This window comes from Streptomyces muensis (assembly GCF_021474425.1).
Classification (GTDB): domain Bacteria; phylum Actinomycetota; class Actinomycetes; order Streptomycetales; family Streptomycetaceae; genus Streptomyces; species Streptomyces muensis.
The window spans coordinates 73,364-96,596 of sequence record NZ_JAKEIP010000011.1 but is presented as its reverse complement, the minus strand read 5'-3'; the positions used below and the strand labels follow the sequence as shown (position 1 = coordinate 96,596).

At 70.5% G+C, this 23,233-nt stretch carries 21 protein-coding genes; 10 read left to right on the top strand and 11 right to left on the bottom strand.

The features are described from left to right. The coding region (locus L0P92_RS05450) for a VOC family protein (protein WP_234761350.1) at window positions 1-685 on the top strand (685 nt) is incomplete at its 5' end. Between the two features lie 6 nt (window positions 686-691). Here the strand turns inward: L0P92_RS05450 and L0P92_RS05445 are convergent. From L0P92_RS05445 to tkt, 8 genes are all read right to left on the bottom strand, one after another. Then, window positions 692-2,158, bottom strand: coding sequence for a membrane-associated oxidoreductase (locus L0P92_RS05445; RefSeq protein ID WP_234761349.1), 1,467 nt, complete (start codon window positions 2,156-2,158; stop codon window positions 692-694). Between the two features lie 71 nt (window positions 2,159-2,229). Beyond that, the gene (locus L0P92_RS05440) at window positions 2,230-2,817 is read right to left on the bottom strand and encodes a histidine phosphatase family protein (RefSeq protein WP_234761348.1); all 588 of its coding nucleotides are present in this window, start codon (window positions 2,815-2,817) and stop codon (window positions 2,230-2,232) included. 6 nt (window positions 2,818-2,823) lie between these two features. Beyond that, the gene (gene gnd, locus L0P92_RS05435) at window positions 2,824-3,702 is read right to left on the bottom strand and encodes a phosphogluconate dehydrogenase (NAD(+)-dependent, decarboxylating) (RefSeq protein ID WP_234761347.1); all 879 of its coding nucleotides are present in this window, start codon (window positions 3,700-3,702) and stop codon (window positions 2,824-2,826) included. A gap of 1 nt (window position 3,703) precedes the next feature. Further along, window positions 3,704-5,356: a glucose-6-phosphate isomerase gene (pgi, locus tag L0P92_RS05430; RefSeq protein WP_234761346.1), complete on the bottom strand. Its 1,653-nt coding sequence runs from the start codon at window positions 5,354-5,356 to the stop codon at window positions 3,704-3,706. Further along, the gene (gene opcA / locus L0P92_RS05425) at window positions 5,349-6,284 is read right to left on the bottom strand and encodes a glucose-6-phosphate dehydrogenase assembly protein OpcA (RefSeq protein ID WP_234761345.1); all 936 of its coding nucleotides are present in this window, start codon (window positions 6,282-6,284) and stop codon (window positions 5,349-5,351) included. Before opcA ends, pgi begins: the two co-directional genes overlap by 8 nt. Beyond that, window positions 6,281-7,810: a glucose-6-phosphate dehydrogenase gene (gene zwf / locus L0P92_RS05420; RefSeq protein ID WP_234761344.1), complete on the bottom strand. Its 1,530-nt coding sequence runs from the start codon at window positions 7,808-7,810 to the stop codon at window positions 6,281-6,283. Before zwf ends, opcA begins: the two co-directional genes overlap by 4 nt. Beyond that, window positions 7,807-8,955: a transaldolase gene (tal, locus tag L0P92_RS05415; protein ID WP_234761343.1), complete on the bottom strand. Its 1,149-nt coding sequence runs from the start codon at window positions 8,953-8,955 to the stop codon at window positions 7,807-7,809. The genes zwf and tal overlap by 4 nt, the downstream gene beginning before the upstream one ends. A gap of 19 nt (window positions 8,956-8,974) precedes the next feature. Beyond that, window positions 8,975-11,050, bottom strand: coding sequence for a transketolase (tkt, locus tag L0P92_RS05410; RefSeq protein WP_234761342.1), 2,076 nt, complete (start codon window positions 11,048-11,050; stop codon window positions 8,975-8,977). Window positions 11,051-11,227: 177 nt separating this feature from the next. Between tkt and L0P92_RS05405 the strand changes: the two genes are divergently transcribed. Both L0P92_RS05405 and L0P92_RS05400 read left to right on the top strand, forming a co-directional pair. Then, entirely contained in the window at window positions 11,228-12,127 is a 900-nt protein-coding gene (locus L0P92_RS05405; protein WP_234761341.1) for a helix-turn-helix domain-containing protein, read from the top strand. A 60-nt stretch (window positions 12,128-12,187) separates the two neighbouring features. Further along, window positions 12,188-12,607, top strand: a complete 420-nt coding sequence (locus L0P92_RS05400; RefSeq protein ID WP_234761340.1) for a spore germination protein GerW family protein — start codon at window positions 12,188-12,190, stop codon at window positions 12,605-12,607. An 87-nt stretch (window positions 12,608-12,694) separates the two neighbouring features. Here the strand turns inward: L0P92_RS05400 and L0P92_RS05395 are convergent, their stop codons facing one another. Next, a complete protein-coding gene (locus tag L0P92_RS05395) occupies window positions 12,695-14,092 on the bottom strand; it encodes a glycoside hydrolase family 16 protein (RefSeq protein WP_234761339.1) in 1,398 nt (465 codons plus the stop codon). A gap of 245 nt (window positions 14,093-14,337) precedes the next feature. On the opposite strand from L0P92_RS05395, the gene L0P92_RS05390 reads away from it, so the two are divergent. After that, window positions 14,338-14,625 (top strand): DUF1905 domain-containing protein, encoded by a 288-nt coding sequence (locus L0P92_RS05390; RefSeq protein WP_234761357.1) that lies wholly within the window; start codon window positions 14,338-14,340, stop codon window positions 14,623-14,625. 3 nt (window positions 14,626-14,628) lie between these two features. Here the strand turns inward: L0P92_RS05390 and L0P92_RS05385 are convergent, their stop codons facing one another. Further along, window positions 14,629-15,396 (bottom strand): IclR family transcriptional regulator, encoded by a 768-nt coding sequence (locus L0P92_RS05385; protein ID WP_234761338.1) that lies wholly within the window; start codon window positions 15,394-15,396, stop codon window positions 14,629-14,631. Between the two features lie 18 nt (window positions 15,397-15,414). Then, window positions 15,415-15,840 (bottom strand): MarR family winged helix-turn-helix transcriptional regulator, encoded by a 426-nt coding sequence (locus L0P92_RS05380; protein WP_234761356.1) that lies wholly within the window; start codon window positions 15,838-15,840, stop codon window positions 15,415-15,417. Between the two features lie 227 nt (window positions 15,841-16,067). Between L0P92_RS05380 and L0P92_RS05375 the strand changes: the two genes are divergently transcribed. From L0P92_RS05375 to L0P92_RS05350, 6 genes are all read left to right on the top strand, one after another. After that, entirely contained in the window at window positions 16,068-16,985 is a 918-nt protein-coding gene (locus L0P92_RS05375; RefSeq protein ID WP_308289622.1) for an SDR family NAD(P)-dependent oxidoreductase, read from the top strand. Beyond that, the gene (locus L0P92_RS05370; RefSeq protein ID WP_234761337.1) at window positions 16,985-17,872 is read left to right on the top strand and encodes an amidohydrolase family protein; all 888 of its coding nucleotides are present in this window, start codon (window positions 16,985-16,987) and stop codon (window positions 17,870-17,872) included. Before L0P92_RS05375 ends, L0P92_RS05370 begins: the two co-directional genes overlap by 1 nt. A 10-nt stretch (window positions 17,873-17,882) precedes the next feature. Continuing rightward, a complete protein-coding gene (locus L0P92_RS05365) occupies window positions 17,883-19,385 on the top strand; it encodes an acyl-CoA synthetase (protein ID WP_234761336.1) in 1,503 nt (500 codons plus the stop codon). An 8-nt stretch (window positions 19,386-19,393) separates the two neighbouring features. Then, a complete protein-coding gene (locus L0P92_RS05360; protein WP_234761335.1) occupies window positions 19,394-19,849 on the top strand; it encodes a MaoC family dehydratase in 456 nt (151 codons plus the stop codon). Between the two features lie 420 nt (window positions 19,850-20,269). Further along, window positions 20,270-22,402: an FxsB family cyclophane-forming radical SAM/SPASM peptide maturase gene (locus tag L0P92_RS05355; RefSeq protein WP_234761334.1), complete on the top strand. Its 2,133-nt coding sequence runs from the start codon at window positions 20,270-20,272 to the stop codon at window positions 22,400-22,402. Further along, window positions 22,399-23,226: an AAC(3) family N-acetyltransferase gene (locus L0P92_RS05350; RefSeq protein WP_234761333.1), complete on the top strand. Its 828-nt coding sequence runs from the start codon at window positions 22,399-22,401 to the stop codon at window positions 23,224-23,226. Before L0P92_RS05355 ends, L0P92_RS05350 begins: the two co-directional genes overlap by 4 nt. The last annotated feature ends 7 nt before the right edge of the window (window positions 23,227-23,233 follow it).

Genomic DNA, 23,233 nt, shown 5'->3' with positions numbered 1-23,233 from the left:
CCGCGCCCCTGAGGACGCCCCGCTCGACGCGGTCGCCGCCCCCGACGGCACGGAACTGTTCTTCTGCGCGACGGCACGGAACGAACTGCCGAACTGGCGCGCCGACTTCACGGACCTCGAACACGCGGCGACGGCGCCCGGCGTCCACGGCATCGACCACCTAGCCCTCACCCAGCCCTGGCACCACTTCGACGAGGCGACCCTCTTCCACCGCAGCGTCCTCGGGCTGCACGCCCAGGAGAGCGTCGACGTCGCCGACCCGTACGGCCTGATGCGCAGCCGCGCCGTCACCAACGCCGACGGGAGTGTGCGGATCGCGCTGGGCGTGGGCGCGGCGCCGACCGACGACACGGTGCACGCCCAGCACATCGCCCTGGCCACGGACGACGTGGTCGCCGCCGCGCGCCACTTCCGGGACGCGGGCGGCCGGCTGCTGCCCATCCCCGCCAACTACTACGACGACCTGGCGGCGCGGTACGAGTTCCCGGACGGCGAGTTGGACACGTATCGCGAGCTGGGCATCCTCTACGACCGTGACGCGCATGGCGAGTTCCGGCACTGCTACACCGTCACGGTCGGCCGTGTCTTCTTCGAGCTGGTGCAGCGCGACGGCTACCGGGGTTACGGCGCCCAGAACGCGCCGGTGCGGCTGGCCGCCCAGCACGCCGGGCGGCCGGTCCGATGACGGGAGTCAATGACGGCTGACGGTCCGGGTGACGCCGGCGATGACCGTCGTCGCCAGGATCCAGCCGGTGAGGACGAGGACGTAGGCCAGCGCCTGCTGACCGCCCTCCGGGGCGAACGCCGGTTCCTGACCGAAGGAGATCACCGGCAGCAGCAGGTCGAGGGTGTAGAACACCGGGTTGAAGTGCGGTGCCTCGCCCGCCTTCAGCGGCGGGGGCGCCTCCAGCGCGAAGGCGACGGAGCCGACGGCGAGCAGGGACAGCAGCCAGCCCAGCGCCCGCATCGGCCGGAACCCGTAGCCGACGGTGGCGTCCTGGACGTGGCCCCACAGACGGCCGTACCAGGGCAGGGTGGTGCGGTGGTGGCGCTGCTTGGCGAGCTGGACCAGACGGGCGGCGTGGTCGTCGCCGGTGCGGCGGTAGGCGCCGGTCAACTGCTCGTAGCCGTGCGGGTCGAAGGTGTCCTCGTCCCGCTCCAGCATGGGCAGCCGCTGCTCGGGCGGCACATGCGGGGTGAGCGAGGTGTAGGTGAGGTCGAGGAGGCGGACCTGGGCCGGGAGCATCTCCGGCTCCAGATTGAGGTGGTCTATCTGCGAACGGCGCAGGTTGAGCATGCCCTCGATCCGCGGGCCCTTGCGCAGCCACACCTCGCCGATGACACAGCTGCTCGCCCGCAGCGCGGTGCCGCCGGGGTGGGACAGGCTGCTGTACAGCAGGTCGAGGCGGCCGGGTATGCGGGCGCCGCGCAGATCGATACGGCCGTGTGCGTTCAGCCGCCTGCACAGGACGTTGGCGCCCACCTCGAGGGCCTCGGCACTGAAAACGAAGGCGCCCGAATGACGCAGCTCGGCGTCCTCCAGCCGGAGCGAGCCGCTGATGGTGGCGCCGTTGAGGCGCAGCTCGCCGCGTGTGCGCAGCCGGGACGCGCACAGGTCCTCCCCGACGGTCACCTGATGGAGCTGCAGGACCGGATCCTCGGTCCCCTCCGGCGCGGTGACCTCGGCACCTTCCAGATACAGCGCCCCGGCGATCTGCGCCCCGCCGAGCCGCACCCGCCCACCGAACCGGCACTTCGTCAGCCGCAGCCCTCCGTCGACCCGAATCCGCGCCGCCCCCAGGCCCGGCAGCCGGGACCCGGTCAGGTTGAGGTACTTCAGCTGGGCGCCGGAGAGGTCCGGGACGTCGTCGAAGTGACAGTGGCTCAGGCGGGCGACACTGTCGATCGTCGCGTACCGCAGATCCAGTACGCCGGTGATCCGCGCGCCCGCCACCTTGAGGGCGGCCACCTCGCCGTTCTCCACCGGTCCGTCGAGCAGCAGAGCCCGCAACACCGTGGCGCGCACGGTCCGTTCGGGACCCCATCCGGCGCCCTCGGCCGCACCCTCGCCTTCCCCCGTACGGAAGTCCACGGCCTCACCCTTGGGAAAGGCCTGCCACACCCGCAGTTCGGCCGGCGTCAGATCGTTGATCTCCATCAGCGGGGACTCTGACGCCGGCCGCCCAACCTGTCAACTCGCCCCCGGAAGCAGCCCCGAAGCCCCGGGTGTCAGGGCCGGGTGTTCCACTCGGCGATCACCGGCCGCCCATGCTCCGTCGACAGCCGGCTCACCGTGCCCGTCGCCAACTGGAACAGCCGCCCCTCCGCCGGGGCCAGTCCCAGCCGGCGGGCCGTGACGACACGCAGGAAGTGCCCATGGGCCACGAGGACGACGTCGCCGTCGAGCAGCGCCACGTCCACCCGGGACAGCAACCGGTCGGCACGCGCCCCCACCTCGGACGGCGACTCACCGGGATGACCGTCCGGTCCCGGTGGCACCCCGTCGGTCCACAGGTACCAGTCGGGGCGGGAGCGGTGGATGGTGTCGGTGGTGACGCCCTCGTAGCCGCCGTAGTCCCATTCACGCAGGTCGTCGTCCGGTACGGCCCCCGTCACACCCGCCAGTTCGGCGGTGCGGACCGCGCGGCGCAGTGGGCTGGTGAGGGCCAGGGAGAAGGCGCGGTCGGAGAGGAGCGGGGCCAGGGACTTGGCCTGTTCCTCGCCGGCCTGGGTGAGGGGCAGGTCGGTCCAGCTGGTGTGCTGTCCCGACCTGCTCCACTCCGTCTCTCCGTGGCGGACCAGGAACAGATCCCCCACGGCCGGCTACTTCTTCGACTCGACGGCGTGGCCGCCGAACTGGTTGCGCAGCGCCGCGATCATCTTCATCTGCGGGGAGTCGTCCTGACGGGACGCGAACCGCGCGAAGAGGGAGGTGGTGATCGCGGGCAGTGGGACGGCGTGGTCGATGGCGGCCTCCACCGTCCAGCGGCCCTCGCCGGAGTCCTGCGCGAAGCCCTTCAGCTTCTCCAGGTGCTCGTCCTCGTCGAGGGCGTTCACCGCGAGGTCCAGCAGCCAGGACCGGATGACCGTGCCCTCCTGCCAGGAGCGGAACACCTCCCGGACGTTGTCCACCGACTCGACCTTCTCCAGCAGCTCCCAGCCCTCGGCGTAGGCCTGCATCATGGCGTACTCGATGCCGTTGTGGACCATCTTCGCGAAGTGCCCGGCGCCCACCTTGCCCGCGTGGACATAGCCGTACGGCCCCTCCGGCTTGAGCGCCTCGAAGATCGGCTTGAGCCGGTCGACGTGCTCCTTCTCACCGCCGACCATCAGGGCGTAGCCGTTCTGCAGGCCCCACACGCCGCCGGAGACACCCGCGTCGACGAAGCCGATGCCGTGCTTGCCCAGCTCCTGGGCGTGCTTCTCGTCGTCCGTCCAGCGGGAGTTGCCGCCGTCGACGACCGTGTCGTACGGCTTGAGCAGGCTCCCCAGCTGGTCGATGACGAGCTGGGTGGGGTGGCCGGCCGGGACCATGACCCAGACCGTGCGCGGCGCGTCGAGCTGGTCGACGAGGTCGGCCAGGCTCGCGACGTCGGACAGTTCGGGGTTGGTGTCGTAGCCGACGACGGTGTGGCCGGCGTTGCGCAGACGCTCGCGCATGTTGCCGCCCATCTTGCCGAGACCAACAAGACCGATCTGCATGTCAGTTCACTTCCTTGAGTTCACGGTAGGCGGCCACGAGGGCGGCGGTGGACGGGTCGAGGCCGGGGACCTCGGCCCCCTCTGTCAGGGCGGGCTCGACCCGCTTGGCGAGGACCTTGCCCAGCTCGACGCCCCACTGGTCGAAGGAGTCGATGTTCCAGACGGCGCCCTGCACGAACACCTTGTGCTCGTAGAGGGCGACCAGCTGGCCGAGGACCGACGGGGTCAGCTCGGGGGCGAGGATCGTGGTGGTGGGGTGGTTGCCCAGGAAGGTGCGGTGCGGGACCTGCTCCTCGGGCACACCCTCCGCGCGCACCTCGTCCGCGGTCTTGCCGAAGGCCAGCGCCTGGCCCTGCGCGAACAGGTTCGCCATCAACAGGTCGTGCTGCGCCTTGAGTTCGTCGCTCAGCTCGGCCACCGGACGGGCGAAGCCGATCAGGTCGGCGGGGATCAGCCGGGTGCCCTGGTGGATCAGCTGGTAGTAGGCGTGCTGCCCGTTGGTACCCGGAGTGCCCCAGACCACCGGACCGGTCTCCCAGCCCACGACCTGGCCGTCCCGGTCGACCGACTTGCCGTTGGACTCCATGTCGAGCTGCTGGAGATACGCCGTGAACTTCGACAGGTAGTGGCTGTACGGCAGAACGGCATGCGACTCCGCGCCGAAGAAATTGCCGTACCAGATGCCCAACAGGCCCAGGATCAGCGGCGCGTTGGCCTCGGCCGGCGCGGTGCGGAAGTGCTCGTCCACGGTGTGGAAGCCGTCCAGCATCTCCCGGAAGCGGTCCGGGCCGATGGCGATCATCAGGGACAGGCCGATCGCCGAGTCGTACGAGTACCGCCCGCCGACCCAGTCCCAGAACTCGAACATGTTGTCCGGGTCGATGCCGAAGTCCGTGACCTTCTCGGCGTTGGTCGACAGGGCGACGAAGTGCTTGGCGACCGCCTTGTCCTCGCCGCCCAGCCCGGCCAGCAGCCAGGAGCGGGCCGACGTGGCGTTGGTGATCGTCTCGATCGTGGTGAACGTCTTGGACGCCACGATGAACAGCGTCTCCGCCGGGTCCAGGTCCCGGACCGCCTCGTGCAGGTCGGCGCCGTCCACGTTCGAGACGAACCGGAACGTCAGCTCCCGGGCCGTGAACGGGCGGAGCGCCTCGTACGCCATGGCGGGACCGAGGTCCGAGCCGCCGATGCCGATGTTGACGACGTTGCGGATCCGGCGGCCCGTGTGGCCGGTCCAGTCGCCGGAGCGGACCCGCTCCGCGAACGCGCTCATCTTGTCGAGCACCGCGTGGACCCCGGGCACGACGTTCTCGCCGTCCACCTCGATCACGGCGTCGCGCGGCGCCCGCAGTGCGGTGTGCAGCACCGCCCGGTCCTCGGTGACGTTGATCCGCTCGCCGCGGAACATCGCGTCCCGCAGCCCGAAGACGTCCGTCGCGGCGGCGAGTTCCCGCAGCAGGGCGAGCGTCTCGTCGGTGATCAGGTGCTTGGAGTAGTCGAGGCGAAGGTCACCGACGCGTACGACGTACCGCTCGGCGCGGGAGGGGTCGGCCGCGAACAGCTCACGCAGCCGCGGGCGCTGGAGCGCGTCCGCGCGGTGGTCCTCCAGGGCGGTCCACTCGGGGCGCCGGGTGAGCCTGGCAGTCTCAGACATCAGAGGGGTTCTCCTTGGTGGCCTCGCCGCGCAGGGCGATGGCGTACATCTCGTCCGCGTCGAGGCGCCTGAGCTCCTCGGCGATGAGTTCGGAGGTGGTGCGGACCTTCAGCGCCAGGGTGCGCGAGGGCTGGTCCGGCAGGGACAGCGTGGCCAGCGGGCCCTCGGGGCGGTCGATGACGATCTCGCCGTTCTCGGTGCCCAGGCGCACACCGGTGACGACCGGCCCGGCGGTGACGACCCGCTCGGCGGTGACGTGCAGCCGGGCCTCCAGCCAGCGGGCCAGCAGCTCGGCGGCCGGGTTGTCGGCCTCGGCTTCCACGGTCGCCGAGACGATCGGCACCCGGGCCTGATCGAGCGCCGCGGCCAGCATGGAGCGCCACGGGGTCAGCCGGGTCCAGGCGAGGTCGGTGTCGCCGGGCGCGTAGGAGCGGGCCCGGGCCTCCAGCTCCACCAGCGGGTTCTCGGTGGTGTACAGGTCGGTGATCCGGCGCTGGGCCAGCGCGCCCAGGGGGTCCTTGGCCGGGTTGTCCGGCGCCTCCACCGGCCACCACACGACGACCGGCGCGTCCGGCAGCAGCAGCGGCAGCACCACCGAGTCGGCGTGCTCCGACACCTCGCCGTACATGCGCAGCACGACGGTCTCGCCGGTACCGGCGTCGGCGCCCACCCGGACCTCGGCGTCGAGGTGGGAGCGGGTGCGGTCGCGCGGGGTGCGGGCGTGCCGCTTGATGACGACCAGGGTGCGCGCGGGGTGCTCGTGCGAGGCCTCCTCGGCGGCCTTGATCGAGTCGTACGCGTTCTCCTCGTCCGTGACGATCACCATCGTCAGGACCATGCCCACGGCCGGCGTGCCGATCGCGCGGCGGCCCTGCACCAGTGCCTTGTTGATCTTGCTTGCCGTGGTGTCGGTCAGGTCGATCTTCATGGCCTGCGCCAGCTCCGTCCGTCTCGTGCGAGCATCTCGTCGGCTTCCTCGGGTCCCCAGCTCCCGGACGCGTACCGCGCCGGCGTGCCGTGCCTGTCCCAGTACTCCTCGATCGGGTCGAGGATCTTCCAGGACTCTTCCACTTCCTGGTGGCGGGGGAACAGATTGGCGTCACCGAGGAGGACATCCAGGATGAGCCGCTCGTACGCCTCCGGGCTGGACTCCGTGAACGACTCGCCGTAGGCGAAGTCCATCGTCACGTCCCGGATCTCCATCGAGGTGCCCGGCACCTTGGAGCCGAACCGCACCGTCATGCCCTCGTCCGGCTGGACGCGGATGACGATCGCGTTCTGCCCGAGCTCCTCGGTGGCGGTCGAGTCGAACGGGGAGTGCGGCGCCCGTTGGAAGACGACCGCGATCTCGGTGACCCGCCGCCCCAGCCGCTTGCCGGTGCGCAGATAGAACGGCACGCCCGCCCAGCGCCGGTTGTCCACGTTCAGCTTGATCGCGGCGTACGTGTCGGTCTTCGACCGCGCGTCGATGCCCTCCTCCTGGAGGTATCCGACGACCTGCGCGCCGCCCTGCCAGCTCGCCGCGTACTGCCCACGCACGGTGTGCCGGCCCAGGTCCTCCGGCAGCTTCACCGCCTTGAGCACCTTCAGCTTCTCGGTGAGCAGCGAGGCGGCGTCGAACGCGGCCGGCTCCTCCATCGCGGTCAGCGCCATCAGCTGGAGCAGGTGGTTCTGGATGACGTCACGGGCCGAGCCGATGCCGTCGTAGTAGCCCGCCCGGCCACCGATGCCGATGTCCTCGGCCATCGTGATCTGTACGTGGTCGACGTACGACCGGTTCCAGATCGGCTCGAACATCTGGTTGGCGAACCTGAGCGCCAGGATGTTCTGGACGGTCTCCTTGCCCAGGTAGTGGTCGATCCGGAAGACCTGCTCCGGGTCGAACACGTCGTGCACGATCGCGTTCAGCTCCCGGGCGCTCGCGAGGTCGGAGCCGAACGGCTTCTCGATGACCGCCCGCCGCCACGACCCCTCCGGCGCGTCCGCCAGACCGTGCTTCTTCAGCTGCCGCACGACCTTCGGGAAGAACTTCGGCGGTACGGAGAGATAGAAGGCGTAGTTGCCGCTGGTACCGCGCGCCGCGTCGAGCTCGTCCACCGTCTGGCGCAGCTGCTTGAACGCCTCGTCGTCGTCGAAGTCACCCGGGATGAACCGCATCCCCTCGGCCAGCTGCTGCCAGACCTCCTCGCGGAACTCGGTGCGGGCGTGCTCGCGCACCGAGTCGTGCACGACCTGCGCGAAGTCCTGGTCGGCCCAGTCCCGGCGGGCGAACCCGACGAGGGAGAAGCCCGGCGGCAGCATCCCGCGGTTGGCCAGGTCGTACACGGCCGGCATCAGCTTCTTGCGGGACAGGTCGCCGGTGACCCCGAAGATGACGAGGCCGGACGGGCCCGCGATCCGGGGCAGCCGGCGGTCGCGCGCGTCGCGCAGGGGGTTGTCCCAGTCGGAGATCATTCTGCGTCAGCTCCCTTGCTGCCGAGCGACTTCCTCACGGCGTCCAACAGGTCCTGCCACGCCACCTCGAACTTGGCGACGCCCTCGTCCTCCAACCGGGTGACGACGTCGTCGTACGAGATCCCGAGCGCCTCCACGGCGGCGAGGTCGGCGCGGGCTTGCGCGTATCCGCCGGTGACGGTGTCACCGGTGATCTCGCCGTGGGCGGCGGTGGCGTCGAGCGTGGCTTCGGGCATCGTGTTGACAGTGCCCGGCGCGACCAGCTCGTCCACATACAGGGTGGACCTGTACGCCGGGTCCTTCACGCCGGTCGAGGCCCACAGGGGGCGCTGCTTGTTGGCCTTGGCGCCGGTGAGGGCGGTCCAGCGCTCACCGGCGAAAACTTCCTCGTACAGCTCGTACGCCAGGCGCGCGTTGGCGACCGCGGCCCTGCCCTTGAGCACGAGGGCCTCGTCCGTGCCGATCGCGGTCAGCCGCTTGTCGATCTCGGAGTCGACGCGGGAGACGAAGAAGGACGCCACGGAGTGGATGCCGGACAGGTCCAGGCCCTGCGCGGCGGCCTTCTCCAGACCGGCCAGGTAGGCGTCCATGACCTCGCGGTAGCGCTCCAGGGAGAAGATCAGCGTGACGTTGACGCTGATGCCGAGGCCGATGACCTCGGTGATCGCCGGGAGGCCGGCCTTGGTCGCCGGGATCTTGATCATCACGTTGGGCCGGTCGACCAGCCAGGCCAGCTGCCGGGCCTCGGCGATGGTGGCCGCCGTGTCGTGCGCGAGACGCGGGTCGACCTCGATGGAGACCCGGCCGTCCCGGCCGTCGGTGGCGTCGTACACGGGCCGCAGGATGTCGGCGGCGGCGCGGACGTCGGCGGTGGTCATCATGCGTACGGCCTCGTCGACCGTGACGCCCCGCACCGCGAGGTCGGCGAGCTGCTCCTCGTAGCCCTCACCGGAGCCGATGGCGGCCTGGAAGATGGACGGGTTGGTGGTGACGCCCACGACGTTCTTGGTCGCGACGAGTTCGGCGAGGTTGCCGGACTCGATCCGCCTGCGTGACAGGTCGTCCAGCCAGATGGAGACGCCCTCGTCGGAGAGGCGCTTGAGGCTGCCCGCGGTCGCGGTTGCTTCGGTGGTCACAGTGATCATCTTCTTTCTGACGCTCGGATCAACCGCGGGCTGCGGTAAGGGATTCCCGGGCTGCGGCGGCGACGTTCTCGGCGGTGAAGCCGTACTCGGCGAACAGGGTCCCGGCGTCGGCGGAGGCGCCGAAGTGCTCCAGGGAGACGATGCGTCCCGCGTCGCCGACGAACCGGTACCAGGTCAGCCCGATCCCGGCCTCGACGGCGACCCGCGCCTTCACGGCCGGCGGCAGGACGGACTCGCGGTACTCGCGCGGCTGCTCCTCGAACCACTCCACGGACGGCATCGACACCACCCGGGTACCGATCCCGTCGGCCTCCAACCGCTCCCGCGCGGCGACGGCCAGCTGCACCTCGGAACCGGTGGCGACGAGGATCACCTCGGGGATCTCGCCGGAGGCCTCCTCGAGGACGTAACCGCCCTTGGCCGCATCGGGGTTGACCGGGAGCGTCGGCACCCCCTGGCGGGTGAGCGCGAGGCCGTGCGGGGCCGGGTTGGCGGAGTGCCGCCTGAGGATCTCGGCCCAGGCGACCGCGGTCTCGTTGGCGTCGGCGGGGCGGACGATGTTCAGGCCCGGGATCGCCCGCAGCGAGGCCAGGTGCTCGACCGGCTGGTGGGTCGGGCCGTCCTCGCCGAGACCGATGGAGTCGTGCGTCCAGACGTACGTCACCGGCAGCTGCATCAGCGCGGACATGCGGACCGCGTTGCGCATGTAGTCGGAGAACACCAGGAACGTGCCGCCGTAGATACGGGTGTTGCCGTGCAGCGCGATGCCGTTCATCTCTGCGGCCATCGAGAACTCGCGGATGCCGAAGTGGACGGTGCGGCCGTACGGGTCGGCCTCGGGCAGCGGGTTGCCCTTCGGCAGGAACGAACTCGTCTTGTCGATGGTGGTGTTGTTGGAGCCGGCGAGGTCGGCGGAGCCGCCCCACAGCTCGGGGATCATGGCACCCAGCGCCTGGAGCACCTTGCCGGAGGCGGCACGGGTGGCGACCGACTTGCCCTCCTCGAAGACTGGCAGCGCGTCTTCCCAGCCCTCGGGCAGCTGCCCGGCGAGGATCCGGTCGAACAGCCGGGCGCGCTCGGGGTTGGCACCGCGCCACTTGTCGAGCTGCTTGTCCCAGGCCGCGTGGGCCTCGGCGCCCCGGTCCAGGGCGCGGCGGGAGTGGGCGAGGACCTCGCCCGCGACCTCGAAGGTCCGCTCCGGGTCGAAGCCGAGGATGCGCTTGGTGGCGGCGATCTCGTCGGCGCCGAGGGCGGAGCCGTGCGAGGCCTCGGTGTTCTGCGCGTTCGGAGCGGGCCAGGCGATGATCGTGCGCATGGCGATGATGGAGGGGCGCTCGGTCTCGGCCTGCGCCGCCCTGAGCGCCGCGTACAACGCGTTCACGTCGATGTCGCCGCCCAGCGCGGGCTCGATCCGCTGCACGTGCCAGCCGTACGCCTCGTACCGCTTCAGCACGTCCTCGGAGAACGCGGTCGCCGTGTCGCCCTCGATGGAGATGTGGTTGTCGTCGTAGAGGAAGACCAGGTTGCCGAGCTTCTGGTGGCCGGCGAGCGAGGAGGCCTCGGCGGAGACGCCCTCCTCCAGGTCGCCGTCGGAGACGATCGCCCAGATGGTGTGGTCGAACGGGGACGCGCCCTCGGGGGCCTCGGGGTCGAACAGGCCACGCTCGTAGCGGGCGGCCATCGCCATCCCGACGGCGTTGGCGACGCCCTGACCCAGCGGACCGGTGGTGGTCTCCACGCCCGCCGTGTGCCCGTACTCGGGGTGACCCGGCGTCTTCGAACCCTGGGTCCGGAAGGATTTCAGGTCGTCGAGCTCCAGCTCGTACCCGGCGAGGAAGAGCTGGGTGTAGAGGGTCAGCGAGGTGTGCCCGGGGGAGAGGACGAAGCGGTCACGCCCGGTCCACTCCGGGTCGGCGGGATCGTGCCGCATCACCTTCTGAAAGATCGTGTAGGCGGCCGGGGCGAGGCTCATCGCGGTGCCCGGGTGACCGTTGCCGACCCGCTGTACGGCATCGGCCGCCAGGAGGCGGGCCGTGTCGACGGCACGCCGGTCGAGTTCGGTCCATTCGAAGCTGTCCGGTGTCTGCGTGCTCATCTTCAGAAAGTCCTTGGTCGCGGCGAACTGGCTGGTCCAACGCGTTCAAAAGTAAAAGTCTGACTTTTAAGAGGGAAGGTCGTCGTGTGTCACGCTGTGGTGAAAGTGGGACACCGCGAGGAGTGCCGCGCACGGCTGAGCGAGGGGCCCGCACGAGTGAGATGGCATGAGACGGACATGGCGGATATGACGGATGTCGGGGCTGAAGGCGGCGACGGGATACGGACGTTCCCGTTCCCGGTCGATCTGAGCGTCCTCGGCGTCGGCATGCAGGTCGGCCAGATGGGCACCGGGCGCACCTGGCACGCCGCCGACGCTCCGCTGGAGCGCGTGCACCGCATCGACTTCCACATCGTGATGCTCTTCGACGAGGGCCCCGTACGCCACATGATCGACTTCGCCGAGTACGAGGCGAACGCGGGTGACGTGATGTGGATCCGGCCCGGTCAGGTGCACCGCTTCTCGCGGACCGGCGACTACCGGGGCACCGTCCTGACCATGCAGCCGGGCTTCCTGCCGCGCGCCACGGTGGAGGCGACCGGCCTCTACCGCTACGACCTGCCGCCCCTGCTCCACCCCGACGCGGACCGGCTGACCGCTCTGCGTTCGGCGCTGGTCCAGCTCCAGCGTGAGTACGAGGACACCACGACCCTCCCGTTGAGTCTGCACACGGCGGTGCTGCGGCACTCGCTCACGGCGTTCCTGCTGCGGTTGGCCCATCTCGCGGCGAGTTCGGCGGAGGCCGCGCGGCAGCAGGGGGACACGACGTTCACGTTGTTCCGGGACGCGGTCGAGAAGGGGTTCGCCACCAACCACAGCGTCAGTGCCTATGCCGATCAGCTCGGCTACTCGCGGCGGACCCTGGTCCGCGCGGTGCGTGCCGCGACCGGGCTCACGCCCAAGGGGTTCATCGACAAGCGGGTGATTCTGGAGGCGAAGCGGTTGCTCGCCCATACGGACATGACGATCGGGCGGGTGGGGGTGGCCGTCGGGTTTCCGGATGCCGCGAACTTCTCGAAGTTCTTCCACCAGCACACGGAGGTCACGCCTGCGGCGTTCCGCGCGGAGATCCGCTGAGGGACCCGCGGCTCGGCGGGGCTTCTTGACAGGGCCGGCCCGCTTGTCTACGAGTGCTGAATGACCGACCACGAGGAGAACCCCGCCGCCGTGTCACTGCCGGACACGCAGACCTCCGCGACGCATGCCGCGGACGCGCTTTTGGAACACCTGGCCGACAGACTCGGTGGCAGCGCCTCGGTCACCGCCGTCTACGGCGAACCCGTCACCGCCGACGGCGTCACCGTCATCCCGGTCGCCAGAGTCGCCTTCGGACTGGGCGCCGGAGCCGGGCGGGACGGTGCGGGCGGGGACCGTGAGGGCGGCGGCGGTGGGGGAGGTGCGGACGCCAGGCCGGTCGGCTACATCGAGATCAGCAACGGCGTCGCGACGTACCGGCCCATCCGCCGCACCTGGACCGACGTCGCCGTTCCACTCGCCGCGCTGGTGCTCGGCGCCGCGCTCCCGAAAGTCGTCCGGATGCTACGGCGGCGACGCTGAGCACGGCCGCGACCGTGACGACGCCCCGCGGGCCGGTGAGCGCTCGCGGGGCGTCGACTGGTCGGGGGCCGCAGTGCGAAACCCCTGTCAGCGGCCGAAGTTGAACCAGTTCACGTTCACGAAGTCCGCCGGCTGGCCGCTGGTGAAGGTGAGATAGACGTCGTGCGTGCCGGTCACCCCGCTGATGTTCGCCGGGATGGTCCGCCACGACTGCCAGCCGCCGGTGTTGCCCACCGCGAAACTGCCGACGGGCGCGTTGCCACGGCTGTCCAGACGCACCTCGACCAGTCCGCTGACGCCGCCGCCGGCACCGCTCGCCACCCGGGCGACGAACTGGGTGGCCGCCGTGGAACCGAAGTTGACGCCCTTGTACAGCGCCCAGTCGCCGTTCGCCACGGCACCGATGTTCTGTCCGCCGCCGGAGTCGGAGGTGGTCTCGGCGCTCACGCCGCTCTGGCTGTCGTACGACTCGGCCTGGATGGCGCTGTAGGCGTCACGGTTGCCGGTCGGCGGCGGTGTGGTGCCGCCCCCGGTGGCCGACAGCACCTGGACGTAGTCGACGACCATGGCGTGCCCGGGCTGAGTCCCGCTGTCCGGGCCGCCGCCGAACGCGTCGGGGAAGCCGCCGCCCATCGCGACGTTGAGGATGATGAAGAAGCCGTGGTTCGTGGCGTTCGTCCAGGTCGTCGCGTCGACCTGGTTGGCGCGTACGGTGTGGAAGTTGGTGCCGTCGAGGTAGAAGCGGATCTCCTCGACGCTCGTCGAGCGGTCCCACTCCAGCCGGTAGGTGTGGAAGCCCGCCTGGCAGCTGGTGCCGGAGCAGGTGGTGTTGCCGCCGATGCCGCTGGTCTCGTTGCAGGGGCCGCCCGGTGAGGTGCCGCAGTGCATCGTGGCGAACACCGTGTTCATGCCCTGCGTGTTCTCCATGATGTCCAGCTCGCCGACGGCGGGCCAGTTCCAGTAGTTGCCCCGGTAGGGCGCGCCGAGCATCCAGAACGCCGGCCAGTAGCCCTTGGCGGCGGCCCCGGTCACGTTCGGCACCTGGATGCGCGCCTCCACGCGGAGCTTGCCGCCCGCCGGGGGCTGGAAGTCGGTGCGGTTGGTCTCGACGCGGCCCGAGGTCCAGTTGCCGGAGGCGTCCCGGCGCGGGGTGATGCGGAGGTTGCCGTTGCCGTCGAGGGAGACGTTGTCGGTGCTGTTGGTCATCGTCTCGATCTCGCCGGTGCCCCAGTTGGCGGGACCGCCGGGGTAGCCCTTGCCGGTCGCGTACTGCCAGTCGGCGGTGTTCACACCGGTGCCGGCCGCGCCGTTGAAGTCGTCGAGGAACACCTGCGTCCAGCCCGAAGGAGGCGGCGGCGCGGAGGCGTTGGCGGAGGGGACGGCGACGGTTGCGGCGGCCGCCGCGAGGCCCAGCGTGCCGAGCAGGGCGACGAACGTCCGCCGGAGGGAACGGTGTCTGCGATGTATGCCGGAGGGTTCACTCATGGGGGTGCTGCCTCTCGGTGTACGGGTGGGGATGCGTGGGGTGCGGGGAGCCTTGGGCTTTGAGAGCGCTCTCAAAGTGTCGCCAATGTGCTCCCGGTCCCTCCGGTCGTCAAGAGGTGAAGCAGAGAAAACCCTTCCATCACAGGGGAGTTCACCCTGTGAATGCGGAAATGTGCCGGACCGCGCTGCCCGCCTGCCAGCCTGCGATCCTGGTGAGGACACCGAGAGAGATGAGGCCTGAGCGTATGGAACTCGCCTTCACCGGCCGGGTGATCGAATGGCGCGGCCCGGCGCCGTACTACTTCATCGGCGTGCCCGACCAGGAGTCCGCCGACATCCGGGAGGTCGCCGCGATGGCCACGTACGGCTGGGGTGTGATCCCGGTCGAGGCGAGGATCGGCGAAGTCGCCTTCGAGACCTCCCTCTTCCCCAAGGACGGCGGCTACCTGCTGCCGCTGAAGAAGGCGGTGCGGGCGCCGCGGGGGCTCGGGGCGGGTGACGAGGTGGCGGTGGAGATGACGGTGCGCCTGTAGCGCCTACGCGCCCTTCTCCGGCTGCCACCCCAGCCCTCGCGAGATCCCGCGCGCCGCGAGCCGCACGGCCGGTACCAGGACCGGGACCTGGGCGTCGGCCTGGGGCACGACGACGGACACCGCGGCGGTGACCGAACCGCCCGGGCCGCGTATCGGGGCGGCCACCGACAGGGCGTCGTCGGTGACCTGGCGGCTGCTGACCGCAACGCCGGTGCGGCGCACGTCCGCCAGCATGCGGCGCAGGCGGGCCGGGTCGGTGACGGTGTACGGCGTGAAGGAGGTGAGCGGGCCGGCGCAGTACTCCTCCTGGAACCCGGGGTCGCTGTGCGCGAGCAGCGCGAGACCGACCCCGGTGGCGTGCAGGGGCCAGCGTGCCCCGACCCGGATGTGCACGCCGACCGCGGAGCGTCCCGACAGCCACTCGATGTAGACGACCTCGGCTCCGTCGCGTACCGCCAACTGCACGTTCTCGTGCGTCGCTTCGTACAGGTCCTCCAGATACGGCAGCGCGAGCTGCCGCAGCGCCAGCCCCCGCGGCGCGAGTGCCGCGAGCTCCCACAGCCGCAGCCCGACGTGGTAGAGGCCGGAGCCGTCCCGCTCCAGGGCGCCCCACTCGGTGAGGGCGTTCACCAGCCGGTGCGCGGTGCTCAGGCTGAGCCCGGCCCGGCGGCTGATGTCCGTCAGACACAGCGCCGGATGTTCGAGGTCGAAGGCCCCGAGCACGGACAGCAGCCGGTCGGGCGCGGAACGCGCCCCGGCGTCGGCGGTCATGGGCACCTCATCGCCGCGTCACCCCAGCCCGGACTCGGTGACCCGCTGAAGCAGCCCGTGCAGCTGCTCCCGCTCGGTCGGGTCGAGAGGCTGGAGCAGTTCGTTGGTGACGCGCTGCCCGGCCTCGTCGGTGTCGCGCAGGAACGCCCGGCCGCCCTCGGTCAGCACGATGATCCGGCTGCGGCGGTCGTCGGGGGAGGGGCGTCGCTCGGCGAAGCCCAGCTTCTCCAGGTCGTCGACCAGGCCGACGATCGCGCTCGGGTCGTAGCCGAGCGACGCGCTCAGCTCGCGCTGGAGGGCGCCCGGCGACGTGGCGAGGAACCGCAGCACCGCGTAGTGGCGCAGCCGCAGGCCCGACTCCTGGAGGAACGTGTTGAACAACTGACCCGAGCGCAGGCCCAGGCGGTACAGCAGATAGCCCGTGTCCGCGTGCAGTCCGCGCATCCACGGTTCGTTCGCGTCGATGGGTGCCGGGTTCGTGGCGTGCTGGCGGGCGATGGCGGGCTCCCTGGTCTCGGCCCCCGGTGCCGGGGGTTCCTCTGTGCAGATTCCAGCATGGCGCACCCGAAGGTCTCCAACAACTATTGACGACAACAATTATTGCTCCTAACTTCGATCTCGTCAGCCGCTTCGATCTCGTAGCCGCACCCCACGTCGAAGGGACCCCTCACGTGCCCAGCATCGATCTCACCGGCAAGGCCGCCGTCGTCACCGGCAGCGGCCGGGGCCTCGGCCTCGCCTACGCCCACGCCCTGGCCGCCCACGGCGCCTCCGTGGTCGTCAACGACGTCGACGAGGCCGTGGCCGAGGCGGCCGTGAAGTCCATCACCGAGGCCGGCGGCACCGCCGTCGCCGAGGTCGTCCCGGTCGGCACCACCGAGGCCGCCGAGCGCCTGGTCAACCGCGCGGTCGAGGAGTTCGGGCGGCTCGACGTCCTGGTCACCAACGCCGGCATCCTGCGCGACAAGGTGCTGTGGAAGATGACCGACGACGACTTCGACGCGGTGATCACCACCCACCTCAAGGGCACCTTCACCTGCGCCCGCGCCGCCGCCGTCCGGATGCGCGAGCAGGGCGAGGGCGGCACCCTGATCCTGGTCGGCTCCCCGGCCGGCCAGCGCGGCAACTTCGGCCAGACGAACTACGCCGCCGCCAAGGCCGGCATCGCCGCCATGGCCCGCACCTGGTCGATGGAGCTGGGCCGCGCGAACATCACCGTCAACGCCATCGTGCCGGTCGCCGCGACCGCCATGACCGAGACCATCCCCGCCTTCGCCCCGTACATCGAGGCCATGAAGAACGGCGAGCCGCTGCCCGACTTCCTGCGCAAGGGCGAGGGCTTCGGCACCCCCGAGGACTGCGCGGCCCTCGTCCCCTTCCTCGCCTCCGAGGCGGCCCGGGGCGTCACCGGCCAGGCCATCGGCGTCGGCGGCGACAAGGTGGCACTCTGGTCGCATCCGCAGGAGATGGCGGCCGCCTACGCCGACGGCGGCTGGACCCCCGAGACCCTGGCCGACGTCTGGCCCACCTCGGTCGGCGCCGCACTCCAGTCGGTCGGCATCCCGGCGCCCAAGTTCCCGGAGGCGTGATGGCCCCGTCCCTGAACCCCGACGAGCTGGTCGCGATCGACGTCCACACCCACGCGGAGGTCTCCTCCAAGGGCCACGCCTCCCTGGACGACGACCTGCACGACGCCTCCTCGGCGTACTTCAAGGTCGAGGGCAAGCGGAAGCCGACGCTGGAGGAGACCGCCGCGTACTACCGCGAGCGGAAGATGGCCGCCGTGATCTTCACCGTCGACTCCGAGTCCGCGACCGGCACCCCGCCGGTCCCGAACGAGGAGGTCGCCGAGGCCGCGGCCGCCAACCCGGACGTCCTGATCCCCTTCGCCTCCATCGACCCCTTCCGCGGCAAGGCGGGCGTGAAGCAGGCCCGCCGCCTGGTCGAGGAGTACGGGGTGCGGGGCTTCAAGTTCCACCCCAGCATCCAGGGCTTCTTCCCCAACGACCGCTCGGTGGCGTACGACCTCTACGAGGTGATCGAGGAGACGGGCACCATCGCCCTCTTCCACACGGGCCAGACGGGCATCGGCGCCGGAGTCCCCGGCGGGGGCGGTATCCGCCTCAAGTACTCCAACCCACTCCACGTGGACGACGTGGCGGCCGACTTCCCGCACCTGAAGATCATCCTCGCCCACCCGTCCTTCCCCTGGCAGGACGAGGCCCTCGCCGTCGCCACGCACAAGCCGGGCGTGCACATCGACCTGTCCGGCTGGTCGCCGAAGTACTTCCCGCCGCAGCTGGTGCAGTACGCCAACACCCTGCTCAAGGACAAGGTCCTCTTCGGCTCCGACTTCCCCGTCCTCACCCCCGACCGCTGGCTCGCCGACTTCGAGAAGCTGTCGATCAAGGACGAGGTCAAGCCGAAGATCCTCAAGGAGAACGCCGCCCGGCTGCTCGGGCTGACGAAACCGTAAGGGGCGTGACATGCGCAACGAGGGACTGGGGTCATGGCCCGCACGCCGGGCCCGCAAGACCCCGCACCGCACCGCCCTGATCCACGGCGGTACGTCCATCGACTACCGCACCCTGTACCTGCGCACCACCCGCCTCGCCCACGCCCTGCGCGAGCGGGGCGTCCGGCGCGGTGACCGCATCGCCTACCTCGGCCCCAACCACCCCTCCTACCTGGAGACCCTGTTCGCGGCAGGCACGCTCGGCGCGGTCTTCGTCCCGCTCAACACCCGCCTCGCCGGCCCCGAGATCGCCTACCAACTCGCCGACTCCGGCGCCAAGGCCCTCGTCTACGGCCCTTCCCACGCCGGCCTGGTGGCCGGACTGCCGGGCAGCACCGACGTGCGGACCTACGTCGAAGTGGGCGCCGAATACGAGGAGGCGCTCGCCTCGGCCTCCGAGGAACCCGTCGACACACCGGTCACCCCGGACGACACCTGCATCATCATGTACACCTCGGGGACGACCGGCCGCCCCAAGGGCGCGATGCTCACCCACGGCAACATCACCTGGAACGCGCTCAACGTCCTCGTCGACACCGACCTGATCGCCGACGAACGCGCCCTGGTCTCCGCCCCGTTGTTCCATACGGCCGGCCTGAACATGCTGACGCTCCCGGTCCTCCTCAAGGGCGGCACCTGTGTCCTGGTCGAGGCCTTCGACCCGGACGCCACCTTCGACCTGATCGAACGGCACAGGATCACTTTCATGTTCGGCGTGCCGACCATGTTCGACCAGATCGCCCGCCACCCCCGCTGGCCCGCCGCCGACCTGTCGTCCCTGCGCATCCTCACCTGCGGCGGCTCCCCGGTCCCGACCCCGCTCATCGCCGCCTACCAGGAACGCGACCTGACGTTCCTTCAGGGCTACGGCATGACCGAGGCCGCGCCCGGAACCCTCTTCCTGGACGCCGAACACGCCGTGAGCAAGGCCGGTTCGGCGGGCGTGCCGCACTTCTTCAGCGACGTACGCGTCGTACGGCCGGACCTGGCACCGGTCGACGTCGGCGAGACCGGCGAGGTCGTCGTCCGCGGCCCGCACGTCATGCCCGGCTACTGGGGGCTGCCCGAGGAGACGGCCGCCTCCTTCACCGACGGCTGGTTCCGCAGCGGCGACGCGGCCCGGATCGACGAGGACGGCTATGTCTTCATCGTCGACCGCATCAAGGACATGATCATCTCCGGTGGCGAGAACATCTACCCGGCCGAGATCGAGGACCTCCTCCTCGCCCACCCGGACATCGTCGAGTGCGCGGTGATCGGGGTGCCGGACGACAAGTGGGGCGAGGTATCGCGCGCGGTCGTCGTCCCCCGCGAGGGCACCACGCCCGACCCCGACGCGATCCTCGCGTCCCTCGCCGACCGCCTGGCCAAGTACAAGATCCCGAAATCGGTGGTCCTCGCGGAGGAACTCCCGCGCACCGCCTCAGGAAAACTTCTCAAGTCCCGCGTCCGTACCCGGTACGGCAACAGTTAAGGATCCCCATGAGCATCACCGTGAACGGCATCGACGAACTGAAGAAGCTCGCGGGCAGCGACCTCGGCACCAGCGAGTGGATCGAGATCACCCAGGAGCGCGTCAACACCTTCGCCGACGCCACCGGCGACCACCAGTGGATCCACGTGGACCCCCAGAAGGCGGCCGAGGGCCCCTTCGGTGCCCCCATCGCCCACGGCTATCTCACCCTCTCCCTCTTCATCCCTTTGTTCACCGAGCTGTTGGACGTCCAGGGCGTCACCACGAAGGTCAACTACGGCCTCAACAAGGTGCGTTTCCCCGCACCGGTGAAGGTCGGCTCCCGCATACGGCTGGTCGGGAAGCTGGCGGAGGTCGAGGAGGTGCCCGGCGGGGTGCAGATCACCGTCGACGGGACCATCGAGATCGAGGGCGGAAGCAAGCCGGCGGCGGTGCTGCAGAGCCTTTCGCGGTTCTACGCGTGATTCCGGACGCCGGGCGGCGGGCAGCCACGTGAGCGATGTCACCCGGGCGGTGGAATCCTGACACGCGCGATTGCCGCTGGTCGGCCCATGGAAAGGTCCGACCCGTCATCGCCGCATGGGGCTCTTACGCCCGGGTACGCGCTAGCGTGTGCTGACCAGACTCCCACGCCCGCGCGGCGCGGGGTCGATCCACTCCGGATTCCCACCTTCCCGATCAGGGGACACAGTGATCAATTCAGCAAGAACCGCTCCCCAGCCGACCGCCGTGGCCGGCTCCCGCGGGTCCACGACGAGGCTCGACGCTCCGTGCGAACCGAAGTACGCCCGCGCAAGGCGTCGAGCCCTGTCGCCGCGGCAGAGCAGGGACGGCGAAGGCATCACTTTCGAGTCGTCGATCGGGTGACCTGAAAGCAACTAGGAATGACCGGCCCGCTGGTTCCGCTGCGGCAGGTGGTCCTCAAGGTGCACAGCAGATGCGACCTTGCGTGCGACCACTGCTATGTGTTCGAACACGCCGATCAGAGCTGGAGCTCCCGCCCCAGAGTGATCTCGGACGACGCCGTCTTATGGACGTCCCTTCGCCTGGCGGAACACGCGAAGCGTCACTCGTTGCCCTCCGTGCAGGTCATCCTGCACGGAGGCGAGCCGCTGCTGGCCGGACCGGCACGCCTGCGCCGCATCTGCGAGACCCTGTACGCCGCCATGGACGGGGTCTGCCGACTCGATCTGCGTATCCACACCAACGCTGTCCAGCTCAGCGAACGTCACCTGGACCTCTTCGCGGAGTTCGGCGTTCGCGTGGGTGTCTCACTCGACGGTGACCGCGCCGCCAACGACAGGCACCGCCGTTACCCGAACGGCCGCAGCAGCCACGACAAGGTGCTGGCGGCGCTCTCACTCCTGCGCGAGGAGCGTTATCGCCACCTGTACGCGGGCCTGCTGTGCACGATCGACGTCCGCAACGATCCCGTCGCCGTGTACGACGCCCTGGCCGCGCAGGAGCCCCCCCACCTCGACTTCCTTCTTCCGCACGCCACTTGGGAGGAACCACCGCCGCGCCCCGACGGCGCGCGCACACCGTACGCGGACTGGTTGATGGCGGTGTTCGGACGCTGGGAGGCGCAGGGGCGCCCGATGCCCGTGCGGCTCTTCGATTCGGTGATCAGCACTCTGGGCGGCGGCCCCAGCCTCGTCGAGGCCATGGGACTGGCACCGGTCGACGTCGTGGTGGTCGAGACCGACGGGACCTTCGAACAGGCGGACTCGCTCAAGACCGCGTACGACGGTGCCCCGGAGACGGGCGAGGACGTGTTTCACCACAGCCTGGACGACGTGGCACTGCATCCTGGAATCACCGCTCGCCAACTGGGCCTGAAGGGCCTGAGCGAGACCTGCCGAGCATGCCCGGTGGTGCGCTCCTGCGGGGGCGGCCTGTACGCGCACAGGTACCGCGGTGACGGCAGCGGATTCGACAACCCGTCCGTGTTCTGCCCCGATCTGCAAGCGCTGATCCGTGGCGTCGACGCACGCACGGGCGCGGGAGCCGACCAGCCGATCGACGGATTCGACCGGTTGGCCGAGGGCGGCGAGCACGGTTCCGCGGTGCGCGAGCTGGCCAGGCAACGACAGGCGATCACCCGAGAGCTGCTGGTGCTGACCGGCCGGGAACACAGCGCCCGGGAGAGCGTGCTGTGGGCCGCATCGTGGCGGCTCGCGGTGGAACTGGGACAGCACGACGGCGCTCTGCTGCAAACCCTGCTGTCCCATCCCTACGCACGTGCCTGGGCCGTGCGCTGTCTGGACGACGACGCTCCGGCCGATCATCTGGCGGCGCTCGTGGCTGCCGTCGCGCTGCCCGCGGGCGCCGTCGAGCGGATCGACGTGCCGGTGCACGAGGGGTTCGTCCACCTGCCGGGCCTGGGCCGCCTGCACGTCGGGGACGCCGGTCCGACGGCCGAGCTGACGCCCCCTCGCATCGCCGCCTCGGCGCGGGGCTGGGAGCCCCTGCGGTGGCTGCGGACCGACGGGCTCGAGATCGCGCTGGACGACATCGATCCGTACCGTGACTGCTTCGGACAGCCCGTCCGTGACCGACTGACCGACGAGGAGACCGAGCAGTGGCGGCACCTGCTGCCCCAGGCCTGGGCACTGATCCGCACGACCCTGCCCGCCCTCGCCTCCGGTATGGCCGCGGGACTGCGAGTGGTGACACCGCTCGCCGGCCCGGCGGATCCGCACCGGACATCGGCCGGCGGCGGGTTCGCCGCCCTGGGCCTCGGCCTGCGGCCGGACCCCTTGCTGCTCGCCGTCGACATGGTGCGTGGCTTCCGGCTCGGTGTCCTCGACGCGCTGCTGGACGTGTGCGAACTGTACGACGAGACCGACACCCGGGTCGGCACACTGCTCGCCGACACCTACGCACGCCTGGCGACCGACGCCCTGCGGCACGAGGCGACCGAGCGCACCCGTGAACAGCTGGACGAACTTCTCGCCGCCGAGTCCTTCACCGCGCTCGGACGGCGCTTCCTCCACGGCATGCGGCGCGGCGCATGACCCCGGACCGGCCGACCCTGGCGGGGCTGGGCATCCGGGCCGAGGGCGTCCTGCTGGTTCATGCCTCCCTGCGCCGGACAGGCCTGCCCGCGGACACCGTCGTCGAGCTGTTGCTGGACGCCCTCGGCCCGAAGGGGACACTGGTCGTACCGACGTTCACCGCCGGCAACTCCGACACCTCACCCGCGTACCGGTCCCGCACCAGGGGGATGACGGCCCGTCAGCGTGCCGCCTACCGCGACGCCTTGGCACCCTTCGACCCGCTGCGCACCCCCTCCCAGGGTATGGGCCGTCTCGCCGAGGCGGTGCGCGGGCGCGCGGACGCGGTACGCAGCACTCATCCGCAGACCTCGTTCGCGGCCGTCGGCGTCCGGGCCGCGGAGCTGATGGCGGACCATGACGACAACTGCCACCTGGGCGAGCGCTCCCCACTGGGCCGGCTGTACGCGGCGGAAGCCCACGTGCTGCTGCTCGGCGTCGGCTACGAGGTGTGCACCTCCTTTCACCTGGCCGAGTACCGGACGGATGACGCGCCGACGAGGCAGTACGGCTGTGCGGTCCTGCGGGAGGGGGAGCGCCACTGGTTCACCTACGAGGACGTCGCTTTGTACGACGGCGACTTCGCGGACCTGGGCGCCGCGTTCGAGGCGCAGGACGTCGAACGCGCCGCTCCCTTGATCCGGCACGGACGCCTCGGGCACGCCGTCGCCCGGCTGCTTCCCGTGCGGGCCGCGGTCGACTTCGCCACCGGGTGGCTCCCCGGAAGACGCCCGAGCCGCCCTGCTACGAGGCAGTCACAAATCGCTCCCGTATCCCTACACTGAGTGTCCA

Excerpts from the sequence above, each read along its gene's own strand:
- L0P92_RS05445 (WP_234761349.1), bottom strand. The coding sequence starts at position 2,158 with ATGGAGATCAACGATCTGACGCCGGCCGAACTGCGGGTGTGGCAGGCC.
- gnd (WP_234761347.1), bottom strand. The coding sequence starts at position 3,702 with ATGCAGATCGGTCTTGTTGGTCTCGGCAAGATGGGCGGCAACATGCGC.
- pgi (WP_234761346.1), bottom strand. The coding sequence starts at position 5,356 with ATGTCTGAGACTGCCAGGCTCACCCGGCGCCCCGAGTGGACCGCCCTG.
- opcA (WP_234761345.1), bottom strand. The coding sequence starts at position 6,284 with ATGAAGATCGACCTGACCGACACCACGGCAAGCAAGATCAACAAGGCA.
- zwf (WP_234761344.1), bottom strand. The coding sequence starts at position 7,810 with ATGATCTCCGACTGGGACAACCCCCTGCGCGACGCGCGCGACCGCCGG.
- tal (WP_234761343.1), bottom strand. The coding sequence starts at position 8,955 with ATGATCACTGTGACCACCGAAGCAACCGCGACCGCGGGCAGCCTCAAG.
- tkt (WP_234761342.1), bottom strand. The coding sequence starts at position 11,050 with ATGAGCACGCAGACACCGGACAGCTTCGAATGGACCGAACTCGACCGG.
- L0P92_RS05405 (WP_234761341.1), top strand. The coding sequence starts at position 11,228 with ATGGCGGATATGACGGATGTCGGGGCTGAAGGCGGCGACGGGATACGG.
- L0P92_RS05400 (WP_234761340.1), top strand. The coding sequence starts at position 12,188 with ATGACCGACCACGAGGAGAACCCCGCCGCCGTGTCACTGCCGGACACG.
- L0P92_RS05395 (WP_234761339.1), bottom strand. The coding sequence starts at position 14,092 with ATGAGTGAACCCTCCGGCATACATCGCAGACACCGTTCCCTCCGGCGG.
- L0P92_RS05390 (WP_234761357.1), top strand. The coding sequence starts at position 14,338 with ATGGAACTCGCCTTCACCGGCCGGGTGATCGAATGGCGCGGCCCGGCG.
- L0P92_RS05385 (WP_234761338.1), bottom strand. The coding sequence starts at position 15,396 with ATGACCGCCGACGCCGGGGCGCGTTCCGCGCCCGACCGGCTGCTGTCC.
- L0P92_RS05380 (WP_234761356.1), bottom strand. The coding sequence starts at position 15,840 with ATGCGCGGACTGCACGCGGACACGGGCTATCTGCTGTACCGCCTGGGC.
- L0P92_RS05370 (WP_234761337.1), top strand. The coding sequence starts at position 16,985 with ATGGCCCCGTCCCTGAACCCCGACGAGCTGGTCGCGATCGACGTCCAC.
- L0P92_RS05365 (WP_234761336.1), top strand. The coding sequence starts at position 17,883 with ATGCGCAACGAGGGACTGGGGTCATGGCCCGCACGCCGGGCCCGCAAG.
- L0P92_RS05360 (WP_234761335.1), top strand. The coding sequence starts at position 19,394 with ATGAGCATCACCGTGAACGGCATCGACGAACTGAAGAAGCTCGCGGGC.
- L0P92_RS05355 (WP_234761334.1), top strand. The coding sequence starts at position 20,270 with ATGACCGGCCCGCTGGTTCCGCTGCGGCAGGTGGTCCTCAAGGTGCAC.
- L0P92_RS05350 (WP_234761333.1), top strand. The coding sequence starts at position 22,399 with ATGACCCCGGACCGGCCGACCCTGGCGGGGCTGGGCATCCGGGCCGAG.